General features: G+C 55.4%; 14 protein-coding genes, 1 pseudogene and 1 other annotated feature. Of the genes and pseudogenes, 7 read left to right on the top strand and 8 right to left on the bottom strand.

The features are described from left to right. Positions 1–29: 29 nt before the first annotated feature. From ymiC to topA, 4 genes and pseudogenes are all read right to left on the bottom strand, one after another. A complete protein-coding gene (ymiC, locus tag INF68_RS23310; RefSeq protein WP_032623144.1) occupies positions 30–128 on the bottom strand; it encodes a small membrane protein YmiC in 99 nt (32 codons plus the stop codon). Between the two features lie 311 nt (positions 129–439). After that, the gene (locus INF68_RS19640) at positions 440–580 is read right to left on the bottom strand and encodes a YmiA family putative membrane protein (RefSeq protein WP_213327741.1); all 141 of its coding nucleotides are present in this window, start codon (positions 578–580) and stop codon (positions 440–442) included. Positions 581–918: 338 nt separating this feature from the next. Further along, positions 919–1,893 carry an HTH-type transcriptional regulator CysB gene (gene cysB, locus INF68_RS19635; RefSeq protein WP_008502814.1) on the bottom strand — a complete coding sequence of 325 codons (975 nt, stop codon included), beginning with the start codon at positions 1,891–1,893 and terminating at the stop codon, positions 919–921. 187 nt (positions 1,894–2,080) lie between these two features. Beyond that, a pseudogene (gene topA / locus INF68_RS19630) lies at positions 2,081–4,628 on the bottom strand (type I DNA topoisomerase). A gap of 399 nt (positions 4,629–5,027) precedes the next feature. Between topA and INF68_RS19625 the strand changes: the two are divergent. Continuing rightward, positions 5,028–5,279: a YciN family protein gene (locus tag INF68_RS19625; RefSeq protein ID WP_023312072.1), complete on the top strand. Its 252-nt coding sequence runs from the start codon at positions 5,028–5,030 to the stop codon at positions 5,277–5,279. Between the two features lie 34 nt (positions 5,280–5,313). Here the strand turns inward: INF68_RS19625 and sohB are convergent, their stop codons facing one another. Then, complete coding sequence (gene sohB / locus INF68_RS19620; protein WP_126786837.1) at positions 5,314–6,360, bottom strand: protease SohB; 1,047 nt, start codon at positions 6,358–6,360, stop codon at positions 5,314–5,316. Between the two features lie 251 nt (positions 6,361–6,611). Between sohB and INF68_RS19615 the strand changes: the two genes are divergently transcribed. Together INF68_RS19615 and cobO are read left to right on the top strand one after the other, a co-directional pair. Continuing rightward, positions 6,612–7,373: a YciK family oxidoreductase gene (locus INF68_RS19615; RefSeq protein WP_126786836.1), complete on the top strand. Its 762-nt coding sequence runs from the start codon at positions 6,612–6,614 to the stop codon at positions 7,371–7,373. Continuing rightward, positions 7,370–7,960: a cob(I)yrinic acid a,c-diamide adenosyltransferase gene (cobO, locus tag INF68_RS19610; protein WP_126786835.1), complete on the top strand. Its 591-nt coding sequence runs from the start codon at positions 7,370–7,372 to the stop codon at positions 7,958–7,960. The genes INF68_RS19615 and cobO overlap by 4 nt, the downstream gene beginning before the upstream one ends. Positions 7,961–7,995: 35 nt before the next feature. On the opposite strand, the gene rluB is transcribed toward cobO, so the two are convergent. From rluB to rnm, 3 genes are all read right to left on the bottom strand, one after another. Then, positions 7,996–8,871: a 23S rRNA pseudouridine(2605) synthase RluB gene (gene rluB, locus INF68_RS19605; RefSeq protein WP_023312076.1), complete on the bottom strand. Its 876-nt coding sequence runs from the start codon at positions 8,869–8,871 to the stop codon at positions 7,996–7,998. Between the two features lie 96 nt (positions 8,872–8,967). Then, positions 8,968–9,588 (bottom strand): L-threonylcarbamoyladenylate synthase, encoded by a 621-nt coding sequence (locus tag INF68_RS19600; RefSeq protein ID WP_003856793.1) that lies wholly within the window; start codon positions 9,586–9,588, stop codon positions 8,968–8,970. Continuing rightward, on the bottom strand, positions 9,585–10,466 hold the full coding sequence (rnm, locus tag INF68_RS19595) for an RNase AM (RefSeq protein WP_109843957.1): 882 nt from the start codon (positions 10,464–10,466) through the stop codon (positions 9,585–9,587). The genes INF68_RS19600 and rnm overlap by 4 nt, the downstream gene beginning before the upstream one ends. A 139-nt stretch (positions 10,467–10,605) precedes the next feature. Here rnm and trpL point away from each other — a divergent pair, with 139 nt between their 5' ends. The 4 genes from trpL to trpCF all read left to right on the top strand — a co-directional run bounded on the left by trpL (position 10,606) and on the right by trpCF (position 15,263). Further along, positions 10,606–10,650 (top strand): trp operon leader peptide, encoded by a 45-nt coding sequence (gene trpL / locus INF68_RS19590; RefSeq protein ID WP_071524153.1) that lies wholly within the window; start codon positions 10,606–10,608, stop codon positions 10,648–10,650. Then, positions 10,627–10,720, top strand: a sequence feature (Trp leader region). Its footprint overlaps the gene before it by 24 nt. Positions 10,721–10,743: 23 nt before the next feature. Next, on the top strand, positions 10,744–12,306 hold the full coding sequence (locus tag INF68_RS19585) for an anthranilate synthase component 1 (RefSeq protein ID WP_023312078.1): 1,563 nt from the start codon (positions 10,744–10,746) through the stop codon (positions 12,304–12,306). Further along, positions 12,306–13,901 (top strand): bifunctional anthranilate synthase glutamate amidotransferase component TrpG/anthranilate phosphoribosyltransferase TrpD, encoded by a 1,596-nt coding sequence (gene trpD / locus INF68_RS19580; RefSeq protein ID WP_126786834.1) that lies wholly within the window; start codon positions 12,306–12,308, stop codon positions 13,899–13,901. The genes INF68_RS19585 and trpD overlap by 1 nt, the downstream gene beginning before the upstream one ends. 3 nt (positions 13,902–13,904) lie before the next feature. Continuing rightward, positions 13,905–15,263, top strand: coding sequence for a bifunctional indole-3-glycerol-phosphate synthase TrpC/phosphoribosylanthranilate isomerase TrpF (trpCF, locus tag INF68_RS19575; protein WP_126786833.1), 1,359 nt, complete (start codon positions 13,905–13,907; stop codon positions 15,261–15,263). The last annotated feature ends 2 nt before the right edge of the window (positions 15,264–15,265 follow it).

Here is a 15,265-nt window from a genome sequence, read left to right as displayed (position 1 = left end):
AAAACCCCGCCGTAGCGAGGTTTTACAATTTAGTGGAGGGCCAACCAGATGAGCTGACTCCAGAACAGAATCGACACGGTAAAAACGCCGATCCATGACCAGTATTTGTGAGACGTCATGTTATTCATCATAGGGACACCAGGCATTATTTATTAAAAGTTCCGAGGTAAGTCCTCAGTGCTATATTGCTGATGTGTATTTATTAAAGAGTACGAAAGTGCAGAGTCGATATTCAGACTATTTGCATCATTACGCAATTAACTAAATTATTGTTTTTTGGGTTCGTCTTCTGCGAACACATCAATAAACGCTTGCTGCTGCGGCGTTAGTTTCCAGGACGCGGGTACAACAGTCGCAGGTGCTTTACGCCCTCTGTGGCCGTTGTCACGATGCTGACACATCTGTTTTACCGTTTCTGTACGTACCGTCACTGCCATATTTAACCCCAATATTTCCAGGCCAGGAGAGCAACCACCACCCAAAACAGGGTAGAGACGAGAAAGACCGCCAGCCAGGCTTTACGCTTGAGCGCAGGATCCCTTTGCGGTTCTTCACTTCCTGAAGGCATTGCTAACCTCATACAATCGACATCGCTTATCATTTAGGACCAAACAATTGGTACAATTAATCATCTGTTGAGATAAATCCTAAAGAAACTTTAGCCGAAAAGCCAGTGAATTTACGCACCGGAAGGTATGAAATATTCAATCTTTTGACCAGAAATAAATAATTGAAAAGAAAAATTTGCGAAGGCGTAAATTAGTTTCTACTTTTGTCGCCAATTCACGACATTATAACCTTACAGATTAAATGGATAATGACATTATATGACAGGGGATGCGTAGATGATGATAATTCTAATTTAGCTTTGAGGCGTTATTTCGGTATCTTTCCCTAAGGGAAAGATACCGGGTGTGATTATTTTTCGGGGAGTTTGATGTCTTTAAACATCTCTTCAATATCTTCATTTGAGCGTAATGCAACGGCGGTATCAACCACGTCACGCGTTAAATGAGGGGCAAAGCGCTGAATAAAATCATACATATAGCTGCGGAGGAAGGTGCTACGACGGAAGCCAATCTTTGTAGTGCTATGACTGAAAACATCATGCGCATCAAGACGCACCAGGTCAGGGTCTGACACCGGATCCACCGCCATGCTGGCAATAACGCCCACCCCCAGACCAAGCCGCACATAGGTTTTAATCACGTCGGCATCCGTCGCGGTAAAGACAATGCGCGGCGTTAACCCTGCCCGGTTAAAGGCCGTATCAAGCTCGGACCGTCCGGTAAAGCCAAACGTATACGTTACCAACGGATATTGCGCCAGCTCTTCGATAGTGACCGACCCTTTACCCGCCAGGGGGTGATCGGGGGTCACCACGATAGAACGGTTCCAGTGATAGCATGGAAGCATCACCAGATCGTCATACAGATGAAGCGCTTCGGTGGCGATGGCAAAGTCTGCATTCCCCTTGGATACGGCTTCAGCAATTTGCGTTGGCGAGCCCTGGTGCATATGCAAAGAGACGCGAGGATAACGCTCGATAAAGCCTTTGATCACACCGGGTAGCGCATAGCGCGCCTGGGTATGCGTCGTGGCAATATACAGCGAACCTTTATCCGGCCAGGTGTGTTCACCCGCCACAGACTTAATCGCATCGACTTTGGAGAGGACTTCCCGCGCAATGCGGATGATTTCCTGCCCTGCGGGCGTCACCTGAGTGAGATGCTTACCGCTGCGGGCAAATATCTGGATACCTAACTCGTCCTCAAGCATACGAACTTGTTTGCTGATGCCCGGTTGCGAGGTATACAACCCCTCGGCGGTAGAAGAGACGTTAAGGTTATGATTCACCACCTCAACGATATAACGAAGCTGCTGTAATTTCATGCCAGACCATCCGATTTAGCGCATGCGGTCAATCGCTTAAGACGATTTAATAATAAGAAACAGGTTAACTATAACCACTATATCATTTATAGCCTGACTGTATAGTACGGAACAAAAAATAATAACAAGGTAATAAAAAAGGGCCGGAAATCCGGCCCTTTTACAGGTAAGTTACGGTAAGGGAAGATTATTTCTTGCCTTCAACCCATTTGCCATCGACAAAGAAGGCTGACCATCCGGTCGCTTTACCCTCTTTCTCTGCCGCAACATACTGCTGCTTAGTTTTACGGCTAAACCGTACCACGGTTTTGTTACCTTCCGGATCCTGCTGTGGCGCATCGGCCAGATAACGCAGTTTCTCAGGCAGACGATCGCGGAAGCGATGCAGCTCTTCCACCAGCGGCGCGCGCGTTTCACGCGATTTCGGGAAGGTGTTGGCGGCCAGGAAGACACCTGCGGCACCATCACGCAGCACGAAGTACGCGTCTGATTTCTCGCACGGCAGTTCTGGCAGCGGAACCGGATCTTCCTTAGGAGGAGCCACTTCGCCGTTACGCAGAATTTTGCGCGTGTTTTTACACTCGTCGTTGGTACAGGCCATGTACTTACCGAAACGCCCCATTTTCAGGTGCATTTCAGAACCACACTTCTCGCATTCCACAATCGGGCCGTCATAGCCTTTAATGCGGAACTCGCCCTCTTCGATCTCATACCCGTCACACGTTGGGTTATTACCGCAAACGTGCAGCTTACGTTTTGGATCGATCAGGTAGCTGTCCATTGCCGTGCCGCATTTCTTGCAGCGGCGTTTGGCACGCAGAGCGTTAGTTTCCGCATCGTCACCTTCCAGCACGTTGAGAACTTCGTTCTCAGGCACCAGGTTGATGGTGGTTTTGCAGCGCTCTTTCGGTGACAGCGCATAGCCGGAGCAGCCAAGGAATACGCCCGTGGTTGCGGTACGGATCCCCATCTTGCGGCCGCAGGTTGGACAGTCGATGCTGGTCAGAACCATCTGGTTAGGCAGCATGCCGCCTTCTTCAGGGTCTTTCTCCGCTTTTTCAAGCTGGTCGGTAAAGTCGCTGAAGAAGCTGTCGAGTACCTTTTTCCATTCCGCCTGATGGCTGGCAACCTGGTCGAGGCTGTCTTCCATTTGCGCGGTGAAATCGTAGTTCATCAACTCGCGGAAGTTTGCTTCCAGACGGTCAGTGACGATCTCACCCATTTTTTCCGCATAGAAACGGCGGTTTTCAACGCGCACGTAGCCGCGGTCCTGAATGGTCGAGATGATGGACGCGTAGGTCGATGGACGACCAATACCGCGTTTTTCCAGCTCTTTCACCAGGGACGCTTCACTGAAGCGCGCAGGCGGCTTGGTGAAGTNNCGGCAGCGTCCGGTCTTCATCACCTTTACGCAGCGCAGGCATCACTTTCGTCCAGCCGTCGAAGCGCAGAATACGACCGCGCGCCTTCAGGCGGAAATCACCCGCGCCGACGGTCAGCGTGGTGGAGTCGTACTGCGCCGGGGTCATCTGGCACGCCACGAACTGGCGCCAGATCAGCTGATACAGTTTCTGCGCGTCGGCTTCCATGTCTTTCAGCGATTCCGCTAACACCGAGACGTCAGAAGGACGAATCGCTTCGTGAGCTTCCTGAGAGTTCTCTTTGCTGGCGAACTGGTTAGCGCTTTCCGGCAGGTATTTCTTACCGAAATTGTCGCTGATGTAGCCGCGGACCATGTTGACCGCATCCTGGCTCAGGTTGGTTGAGTCGGTACGCATGTAGGTGATGTAGCCCGCTTCATACAGGCGCTGCGCCATCATCATGGTCTTCTTCACGCCATAACCCAGACGCGTGCTTGCAGCCTGTTGCAGCGTAGAGGTAATAAACGGAGCACCCGGCTTGCTGCTGGTCGGTTTGTCTTCACGTTCCAGCACCTGATAGCGTGCTTTTTCCAGCAGCGCTACGGCGGCCATGGTCTGGTCGCGGTTTTCCGGACGGAAAGGTTTATCGTTGTGATGGCTCACCTGCAGCGGCAGAGCGTCACCGCCCGGCGTGGTCACATTGGCATCGACTTCCCAGAACTCTTCCGGCACGAAGGCTTTAATTTCGCGCTCACGCTCAACGACCAGACGCACGGCGACGGACTGCACGCGACCTGCGGACAGGCCACGGGCAATCTTCTTCCACAGCAGTGGAGAGACCATGTAGCCCACAACGCGGTCCATAAAGCGACGTGCCTGCTGTGCGTTCACGCGGTCAATATTCAACTCGCCCGGCTTCTCAAACGCCTGACGAATCGCATTCTTCGTAATTTCGTTAAACACTACACGGCTGTAGCGTTTGTCATCACCACCGATCACTTCCCGCAGGTGCCACGCAATGGCTTCCCCTTCGCGGTCAAGGTCGGTTGCGAGATAGATGTGGTCTGCTTTTTCAGCAAGCTGCTTCAGTTCGTTAACGACTTTTTCTTTACCGGGCAGCACTTCATATTGTGCATCCCAGTTATGCCATGGGTTAACACCCATGCGGTTGACAAGCGCGCTACGTTCATCCTTTTTAGGCTTTTTAGCCCCTTTGGTGGAGGTAGAGTCTGCGCTCTTTTTGCTGGCTGAGCCACTGGTCGGCAAATCGCGGATATGACCCACGCTGGACTTAACTACGTAGTCATTACCCAGATACTTATTGATCGTTTTGGCTTTTGCCGGGGACTCAACGATGACGAGAGCTTTACCCATATTCACCTTTACCTAATTTAATTCTTCCAGGAATACGCCGCACGTTGATTTCCCTTCCGCTGACGACGAGCCAATGATATTGCGACTGCGTCAGGAGATATCAACCCCTTTGTCTTACCGGACGTTAATGAGAAGACGCCCAGGTGATTGAGTTTTCGGGTATTTTTCTCACATCTCGTGTAATTCGTGACGAATTCCCGGTTGAATGTCAAGCAATTCTGTTGCCAGAATGACGAAAGCGCACACTCTACCTGATAAAATTCGTTACGCAACTTTATTAGCATGCAAAAGCAGATCCCGCCAGCCAGGACCCTGCATCTTATCCCCTCACATTACAGGGAAAATTTGCCCCCAAAGCGCCCTCGGCGTAGACTATTGTCACTGTTTAAGGAGTGGATTATGCAGAATACGACCCAACCTATTGACCGAGCCTCTCTGCTTATCGAAGCAAACAAGCTTATCCGTGACCATGAAGATACGCTGGCGGGCATTGAAGCCACCGGCGTAGAGCAGCGTAATGGCGTGCTGATTTTCAGCGGCGAATACTTCCTTGACGAACAGGGTTTACCGACCCCGAAAAGCACCGCCGTGTTTAACATGTTCAAATACCTGGCGCATACGCTTTCAGAGAAATATCACCTGGTCGATTAACGCAAAGCGCGAGGCATATGCCTCGCGTTTTTGTTTACAGCAGCGGTTTTTGTCCGCGCTGTAGCCAGCGCAGCAGCAGGCGGTCCGCGCTTTCTGCGGCACTGTTGGTAAAGCGGTCAAGGAGTCGCTTACGCTGGGTAAAGCGCACGCCCACCAGTTCCCGACCTTCCATCAGATTGAGCAGCAGATCGTCGCTGGTTCCAACTTCATCCACCAGCCCTTTCTCCTGCGCCTGGGCGCCGTACCAGTGCTCGCCCGTCGCGACCTGTTCAATATCGAGCGTTGGGCGCATACGGTGTACAAAATCTTTAAAGAGATGATGCGTTTCATTGAGATCTTCGCGGAATTTTTGACGCCCTTCTTCCGTGTTTTCCCCCAGCAGCGTCAGGGTACGTTTGTACTGACCCGCCGTGTGAAGTTCGATATCAATCTCTTTATTTTTCAGGAAGCGGTTAAAGTTAGGAATTTGCGCGACCACGCCGATCGAGCCAATAATGGAGAACGGCGCGGCAACAATTTTGTCCGCCACGCAGGCCATCATGTAGCCACCGCTCGCCGCCACTTTATCCACGGCCACGGTCAGCGGGATCTGTTTTTCACGCAGGCGCTGCAGCTGTGAGGCGGCCAGTCCGTATCCGTGAACCACCCCGCCCGGGCTTTCAAGACGCACGACAACCTGATCCTGCGGTGTCGCCACGGCCAGAACGGCAGTCACTTCCTCCCGCAGAGAAGACACTTCATGCGCATCCATACTGCCTTTAAAATCGAGCACATAGACGAGCGGCGTGGCCTTATCCTGCGGCGCATTGAGCTTTGCTTTTGCCTTTGCCGCTTTGGCTTCCTGTTTATGCTTTTTCTTCTGCGCTTTCAGCCAGAGTTTCTGTTGATGACTATCCAGCAGCGCCAGAGACATCTCTTCCTGCATCTCTTTATACTGCTCGCTCAGGCGGGTGATGCGTAACTCCCCACGCTGACGCTTGCGCTGCGTCAGGTTGACAATCAGAACGGCAACCACCGCAATGGCAATCACCACCGTCGCGATTTTGGCCAAAAACAACCCATATTGAGAAAGTAATTCCACGCGTTCCACCTTGATTTAACCACGAATCTTTCACGGCAGTGTACAACAGCCCTGCCCATGCGTCTCGCTCGTGACATTACCTCTGCGAGCCGCCTTCAGGAATCCCCGGGCTGGTCTTTAAATATTTGCAAATTGTTAATTTTACTGTAATGCGTCCTGTAGACTGATTGAATTATCAGGCGAATTCGGGCATAAAGCCGAAAAGTCATCATAAAGGCACCATTGCGTCACCGGTCGCCTGAGGAGTCACCGTGCATTATCAACCGCAAAAAAATCTGCTGCACAACCGGATTATTCTTGTCACCGGTGCCAGCGACGGGATTGGCCGCGAGGCGGCCCTGACATACGCCGAATACGGCGCGAACGTCATTCTGATCGGGCGCAACGAAGAAAAACTGAAAAACGTCGCTCAGGAGATTGAGTCGGTATCTGGTACGCCAGCCCCGTGGTATACCCTCGATTTACTGACCTGCACGCCCGCAGTGTGCCAGGAATTAGCCCAGCGCATTAGCGCTCACTATCCGAGACTCGACGGCGTGCTGCATAACGCCGGTTTGTTAGGTGAAGTGCGTCCGATGGATGAACAGGATCCTGATATCTGGCAGCAGGTGATGCAGGTCAACGTCAACGGCACGTTTTTCCTCACACAGGCATTGCTTCCTTTATTACTCAAATCCGAGTCCGGGTCCCTGGTCTTTACCTCGTCCAGCGTTGGCCGTGAAGGACGCGCAAACTGGGGAGCCTATGCCGTATCAAAATTCGCGACCGAAGGCATGATGCAGGTGCTGGCGGAGGAGTACCAGAGTCGCCATCTCCGCGTAAACTGCATTAACCCGGGCGGTACGCGCACCAAAATGCGCGCCAGCGCGTTCCCGAGCGAAGATCCGCAGAAGCTGAAAACTCCGGCAGACATTATGCCGCTCTATCTCTGGCTGATGGGCGACGACAGCCGCCGCAAAACCGGGATGACCTTTGACGCCCAGCCGGGACGTAAACCAGGAATTTCGCAATGAGTGAAGAACGTCATCAGCAGCGCCAGCAGCGGTTGAAAGAACAGGTCGATGCGCGCGTCGCGGCAGCCCAGGACGAACGTGGGATCGTCATCGTTTTTACCGGCAACGGAAAAGGGAAAACCACCGCCGCATTCGGCACGGCGACACGCGCAGTCGGACACGGTCAAAAAGTGGGCGTGATCCAGTTTATCAAAGGCGAATGGCCCAACGGTGAGCGGAATTTGCTTGAGCCTCACGGCGTTGAGTTTCAGGTGATGGCTACCGGGTTTACGTGGGATACCCAGAACCGGGAAACGGATACTGCAGCCTGTCTCGCCGTCTGGGAGCATGCAAAGAGAATGCTGGTCGATCCCTCGCTGAATATGGTTCTGCTGGATGAGATCACCTATATGGTCGCCTACGACTACCTGCCGCTGGAAGCCGTGCTGGATGCTCTGAAGAATCGTCCTGTACACCAGACGGTTATCGTTACGGGGCGCGGATGTCATCGGGATATTCTGGAGATGGCCGATACCGTCAGCGAGCTGCGTCCGGTCAAACATGCGTTTGATGCAGGCATCAAAGCGCAAATTGGAATTGATTACTAAAGAAAAAAGCCCGGTGCGTTCACCGGGCTTTAATATTAACCGTTGTTGTTACGGCTGCCGGAGCGGCGGCTGCTGCTCACCTGGCTGTGGCGCTTCACCGCGCGACGGATCTGATTCGCCTTCATGCGACGACGATCTTTTTCCACCGCCACTTTTGAGGTGGTTTCCGGCGTCAGGCCAACCAGCTCGCGCAGGTAGTTGGTTTGGGTCAGATCCAGTTCGGTATAACCCCCACGTGGCAGTCCTTTCGGCAGCAGAATGTCGCCGTAACGGACGCGGATCAGACGGCTCACCTGGACGCCTACCGCTTCCCAGAGACGACGCACCTCGCGGTTACGGCCTTCGGTCAGGGTCACGTTGTACCACTGGTTAATGCCTTCCCCACCGGTAAACTTGATGGTTTTGAACGCCGCAGGACCGTCTTCAAGCTGAACGCCACGCGACAGATCGCGCAGTTTATTTTCGTCAACCTGGCCAAATACGCGCACCGCGTATTCACGTTCCACTTCACGGCTTGGGTGCATCAGACGGTTTGCCAGTTCACCATCGGTGGTAAACAGCAGCAGACCGCAGGTGTTCACGTCCAGACGACCGACGGCAATCCAGCGAGCGCCACGCAGTTTAGGCAGACGGTCAAACACCGTCGGACGACCTTCCGGGTCGTTGCGGGTGCACAGCTCGCCTTCTGGCTTGTAGTAAGCCAGCACGCGGCAGATCTGTTCAGCGGACTCTTTCACGGAGATGAGGTGACCGTCGATGCGGATCTTCAGCCCCGGTACGATTTCAACGCGGTCACCCAGCGTGGCGATTTTACCGTCCACACTCACGCGACCCGCTTCAATAATGGCTTCGATTTCACGGCGTGAGCCGTGGCCGGCGCGCGCCAGCACTTTCTGTAACTTCTCGCTCATTGAGCTTCCTCAGGTGTCGCCTTCACAGGCGTCGAATCAGGTCAAAAGAGGGCTGAGCCCTGCTTTGATGGCCGCGTAGTATATCTGCTTATACCTTTACAAGAAAGGCTTTACGTCACCCACGCCTTCACGAATCACTTCCGGTGCATCTTCGGTTAAGTCGACCACGGTGGTCGGCTGCTGGCCGAGATAGCCGCCGTGAATAATCAGCTCGACCACCTTCTCCAGACGATCTTTGATCTCTTCCGGATCGGACTCGGTAAACTCACTTCCGGGCAGCATCAGCGAGGTAGAAAGCATCGGTTCGCCGAGGGTTTCCAGCAGCGCCTGCGCAATCGGGTTCGACGGCACGCGCATACCGATGGTTTTGCGTTTCTCCTGCAGCAGACGACGCGGTACTTCCTTCGTGCCCTTCAGGATGAAGGTGTAGTTGCCCGGCGTGTTGTTCTTAATCAGGCGAAACGCCACGTTATCAACATACGCATAGGTCGACAGCTCAGAGAGATCGCGGCACATCAGAGTAAAGTTATGGCCGTCCGGCAGCTGGCGAATACGGCAAATGCGCTCCATTGCCCCTTTATCTTCAATTTTACAGCCCAGCGCATAGCCTGAATCGGTCGGGTAGACAATCACGCCACCTTTGCGGACGATCTCCACGGCCTGGTTGATCAGACGTGGCTGCGGGTTATCCGGATGGATATAGAAAAACTGACTCATACTTCCCTCTCTTCAATTTGCTGCGGCTGTTCCCAGAGCTGCCAGACCGGCTCAACGCCAGCGGGCAACCAGAGCTTGCGCCCCAGTTCGATCCACGCGCAGGGCTGATGGAAATCAGAGCCCTGTGACCCAAACAGGCCGAACTGGCGGGCATAGGTCGCGAGCTGCGCGCGCTCGTTGGGCGCCTGCTGACACTGGGCGACTTCCATCGCCTCGCCACCGCATTCGGCAAAGTGTGCCAGCAGCCTTTTCAGCCATTTAGCAGAAAGATTATACCGCCCAGGATGGGCCAGCACGGCCTTACCGCCAGAATGATGAATCACATCAATAGCTTGTTTTATTGTACACCACTGTGGCGGAACGTATCCGGTTTTACCGCGTGCCAGATACTTTTTAAAGACGTCCGCCATGTTCGTCGCTTTGCCCGCCTCGACCAGAAAACGGGCGAAATGACCGCGGGTGACCGCCCCGCCGTTCGCCATCTTTTGCGCGCCTTCCAGCGCGCCCGGAATATGCGCCTTTTCCAGACGCTCGCCGATCATCTCTGCGCGCTGATTGCGGCGCGTTTTTTGTTCTTGCAAAAATGCCGTAAGTGCCGGATGGTCTATATCGATGTTCAGGCCAACAATATGAATCTCATGGTTTTCCCAGACGGTCGAGATCTCGACGCCGGACACCAGATTCAGCGCCAGCCCGCTGCGGGCAATCTCTGCGCGCGCCGCCGGAATGGCATCAGTGGTATCGTGATCGGTTATCGCCAGCGTGCCGACGCGCATTTCAACGGCGCGATGAACCAGGGCTTCGGGTGTCAGCAGGCCGTCAGAGGCCTGAGTATGGCTGTGTAAATCATAAATAATGGCGTAGGTGGTATCGCTCAAAGCACTTCCCATAACAGGTTGGAGACATCCGAAAACACCATGATACCGACTTAACGCGAAATTCTGAAATCAAGGGTTGACAACTTGCCATCGAACTAGTTAACTAGTACGCAAGTTCACACGAGAAAGGTATCTGAAAATGACAGCACATTTCGCTCTTCACGGCTGGTGGCGCACTTCCTGATCTTCGGGCAGTGTCACGCGTCTGCGAAATGCAAACAGATACCCGCCCGCTACCCAGCGGGCTTTTTTTTGAACAAAATATGAGAACAACAACATGCAAACAGCCAAACCTCATCTCGAACTGCTGACCTGCGAGGCGGCCTATCGCCACAACCCGACCGCGCTGTTTCATCAGGTGTGCGGGGCTCGTCCGGCAACGCTGCTGCTGGAGTCTGCGGATATCGACAGCAAGGACGATCTCAAGAGCCTGCTGCTGGTCGACAGCGCGCTGCGCATTACCGCTTTAGGTGACACTGTCACCATCAAGGCATTATCAGACAATGGCGCATCGCTGCTGCCGCTGCTGGATGCCGCCCTGCCGTCGGGCATTGAAAATGAACGTCATCCAGAAATGCGCATTCTGCATTTCCCGCCGGTGAGCCAGCTGCTGGACGAAGACGCGCGCCTCTGCTCCCTGTCCGTTTTCGATGCCTTCCGCCTGCTGCAGAATCTGGTCACCGTGCCGGAAGACGAGCGTGAGGCGATGTTCTTCGGCGGGCTGTTTGCTTACGACCTGGTTGCCGGTTTTGAAGATTTGCCGGAAACCGAGCAGGGCAATCGCTGCCCGGATTATTGCTTCTATCTGGCTGAAACGCTGCTGGTGATCGACCACCAGAAGCAATACACCCGCATCCAGGCAAGCCTGTTCACGCCGTCTGCCGCTGAGAAAAACCGTCTCGAGTACCGCATCGCTCAGCTGCAGCAGCAGATGACGGAAGCACCACCCGCGCTGCCGGTGCAGCGCGTGGAGAAAATGACCTGCGACGTTAACCAGACTGACGATCAGTACGGCGCCGTGGTTCGCCAGATGCAAAAAGCGATTCGCGCCGGGGAAATTTTCCAGGTCGTGCCGTCCCGTCGCTTCTCGCTGCCCTGCCCGTCGCCGCTCGCAGCCTACGACGTGCTGAAAAAGAGTAACCCAAGCCCGTACATGTTCTTCATGCAGGACAACGAATTCACGCTGTTCGGCGCCTCGCCGGAAAGCTCGCTGAAATACGACGCCACCAGCCGTCAGATTGAGATCTACCCGATTGCCGGTACCCGTCCACGCGGGCGTCGCGCCGATGGCTCGCTGGACCGGGATCTGGACAGCCGCATCGAACTGGAGATGCGCACCGACCACAAAGAACTCTCCGAGCACCTGATGCTGGTTGACCTGGCGCGTAACGATCTGGCACGCATTTGTACTCCCGGCAGCCGCTACGTGGCGGACCTGACCAAAGTCGACCGCTATTCGTTCGTGATGCACCTGGTCTCCCGCGTGGTCGGCGAGCTGCGCCACGATCTCGACGTGCTGCACGCCTACCGCGCCTGCATGAACATGGGCACCCTCAGCGGCGCGCCGAAAGTACGCGCCATGCAGCTGATTGCTGCCGCCGAAGGACGCCGTCGCGGCAGCTACGGCGGCGCGGTGGGCTACTTCACCGCCCACGGTGACCTCGACACCTGCATCGTAATCCGCTCCGCCTACGTTGAAGACGGTATCGCCACCGTTCAGGCGGGTGCCGGGATTGTTCTTGATTCTGTTCCGCAGTCTGAAGCTGACGAAACGCGCAGTAAAGCCCGTGCGGTCCTTCGCGCCATTGCTACCGCACACCATGCACAGGAGATTTTCTGATGGCTGACATTCTGCTGCTCGATAATATTGACTCCTTCACCTATAACCTGGCAGATCAGCTGCGTGCGAATGGCCACAACGTCGTTATCTACCGCAACCACGTTCCGGCGCAGACCCTGATTGACCGTCTGGCCACCATGCAAAACCCGGTGCTGATGCTCTCCCCGGGGCCAGGCGCGCCGAGCGAAGCCGGCTGTATGCCGGAGCTGCTGACCCGTATGCGCGGCAAACTGCCGATCGTCGGCATCTGCCTCGGCCATCAGGCGATTGTTGAAGCCTATGGCGGCTACGTTGGCCAGGCGGGTGAGATCCTGCACGGTAAAGCGTCCAGCATTGAACATGACGGTCAGGCGATGTTTGCCGGGCTACCGAACCCGCTCCCGGTCGCGCGCTATCACTCGCTGGTTGGCAGCAATATTCCCGCCGGGCTGACGATCAACGCCTCGTTTGAAGGCATGGTGATGGCGGTACGCCACGATGCGGACCGCGTCTGCGGCCTGCAGTTCCACCCGGAATCAATCCTGACCTCCCACGGCGCCCGCCTGCTGGAGCAGACTCTCGACTGGGCGTTACAGAAGCTGGAGCAGACCAACACCCTGCAGCCGATTCTGGAAAAACTGTACCAGGCGCAGACCCTGAGCCAGCAGGAGAGCCATCAGCTCTTCTCCGCCGTGGTTCGCGGTGAGCTCAAGCCAGAACAGCTGGCAGCCGCGCTGGTGAGCATGAAGGTGCGCGGCGAAAGCCCGCAGGAGATTGCCGGTGCCGCTACGGCCCTGCTGGAAAATGCCGCCCCGTTCCCGCGCCCGGACTATCAGTTTGCGGATATCGTCGGTACCGGCGGTGACGGCAGTAACAGCATCAATATCTCCACCGCCAGCGCCTTCGTGGCGGCGGCGTGCGGTTTGAAGGTCGCAAAGCACGGTAACCGCAGCGTTTCCAGCCGGTCAGGTTCTTCCGATCTGCTCGCCGCATTCGGTATTAACCTCGATATGAACGCCGAGCGTTCCCGCGAAGCGCTGGATGACCTGGGCGTCTGCTTCCTGTTTGCGCCGAAGTATCACACCGGTTTCCGCCACGCGATGCCGGTTCGTCAGCAGCTTAAAACCCGCACGCTGTTTAACGTGCTCGGCCCGCTGATCAACCCGGCTCATCCGCCGCTGGCGCTGATTGGCGTTTACAGCCCGGAACTGGTTCTGCCGATTGCCGAGACGCTGCGCGTGCTGGGTTATCAACGTGCCGCCGTGGTGCACAGCGGCGGTATGGATGAGGTTTCTCTTCATGCGCCAACGCTGGTGGCCGAACTGCGCCACGGCGAAATCCTCAGCTATCAGCTGGACGCTGCCGACTTCGGCCTTGCCCCGTATCACCAGGAAGCACTGGCAGGCGGTACGCCGGAAGAAAACCGTGACATTCTGACGCGCTTATTACAAGGTAAAGGAGAGGTCGCCCATGAGGCCGCCGTTGCTGCCAACGTCGCCATGCTGATGCGTTTGCACGGTGAGGAAGACCTGAAGGCCAACGTTCAAAAAGTTCTGGATGTACTGCGCTCCGGTGCAGCTTACGATCGCGTTACCGCACTTGCGGCAAGAGGGTAAAGAATGCAGACCGTTTTAGCGAAAATCGTTGCCGATAAGGCCATCTGGGTGGAAGCCCGCAAGCAACAGCAGCCGCTTGCCAGTTTCCAGAATGACGTCGTCCCGAGCAGCCGTCGTTTCTATGACGCCCTGCGGGGTACGCGCACCGCGTTTATTCTTGAGTGCAAAAAAGCGTCCCCGTCCAAAGGCGTTATTCGTGACGATTTCGACCCGGCGCGTATTGCCGGCATTTATAAGCATCATGCTTCAGCCATCTCCGTGCTGACGGATGAGAAATATTTTCAGGGCAGCTTCGATTTTCTGCCCATCGTCAGCGGCATCGCGCCGCAGCCGATCCTGTGCAAAGACTTTATTATCGACCCGTATCAGATCTGGCTGGCGCGTTTTTACCAGGCCGACGCCTGCCTGCTGATGCTCTCGGTGCTCGACGACGAGCAGTATCGCCAGCTTTCCGCCGTGGCGCACAGCCTGAATATGGGCGTGCTGACCGAAGTGAGCAACGAAGAGGAGCTGGAGCGCGCGATTGCGCTGGAAGCCAAAGTGGTCGGCATTAACAACCGCGATCTGCGCGACCTGTCCATTGACCTTAACCGTACGCGTCAGCTGGCGCCGCGTCTGGGGTCTGGCGTTACGGTGATCAGCGAATCCGGCATTAACAGCTACGCCCAGGTGCGCGAGCTGAGCCACTTCGCCAACGGTTTCCTGATTGGCTCCGCCATGATGGAGCATGACGATCTCAATGCGGCCGTGCGTCGCGTGCTGCTGGGTGAAAACAAAGTCTGCGGCCTAACCCGCGAACAGGATGCTCAGGCCGCGTATGAAGCCGGGGCGATTTACGGCGGGCTGATCTTTGTGGATTCCTCCCCACGCGCGGTCAGCGAAGAGCAGGCGCGTAAGGTCATCGCAGCGGCTCCGCTCAGCTACGTGGGCGTTTTCCGCAACGCAGATATTGCAGACGTTGCGGCCAAAGCCGACGCGTTATCCCTGAACGCGGTGCAGCTCCACGGCGATGAAGACCAGAGCTACATCGATGCCCTGCGCGCCGCGCTGGCACCACAGGTGCAGATCTGGAAAGCGCAAAGCGTTGGCGATACGTTGCCCTCGCGTAACCTGAACCATGTGGACAGATACGTCCTCGATAACGGCCAGGGCGGTACCGGCCAGCGTTTTGACTGGTCGCTGCTGAACGGCGCAAAGCTGGACAACGTCCTGCTGGCGGGTGGATTAGGCCCGGATAACTGCGTAGAAGCCGCCAAAACGGGCTGCGCAGGCCTCGATTTCAATTCAGGCGTAGAGTCCCAACCGGGTATTAAAGATGCCAGCAAGCTGGCCTCGGTTTTTAAAACTCTGCGTGCATATTAAGG

It is taken from the genome of Enterobacter cloacae complex sp. P16RS2, from assembly GCF_014982155.1.
GTDB classification, from domain to species: domain Bacteria; phylum Pseudomonadota; class Gammaproteobacteria; order Enterobacterales; family Enterobacteriaceae; genus Enterobacter; species Enterobacter cloacae_M.
This window is presented reverse-complemented; position numbering and strand designations above follow the sequence as displayed.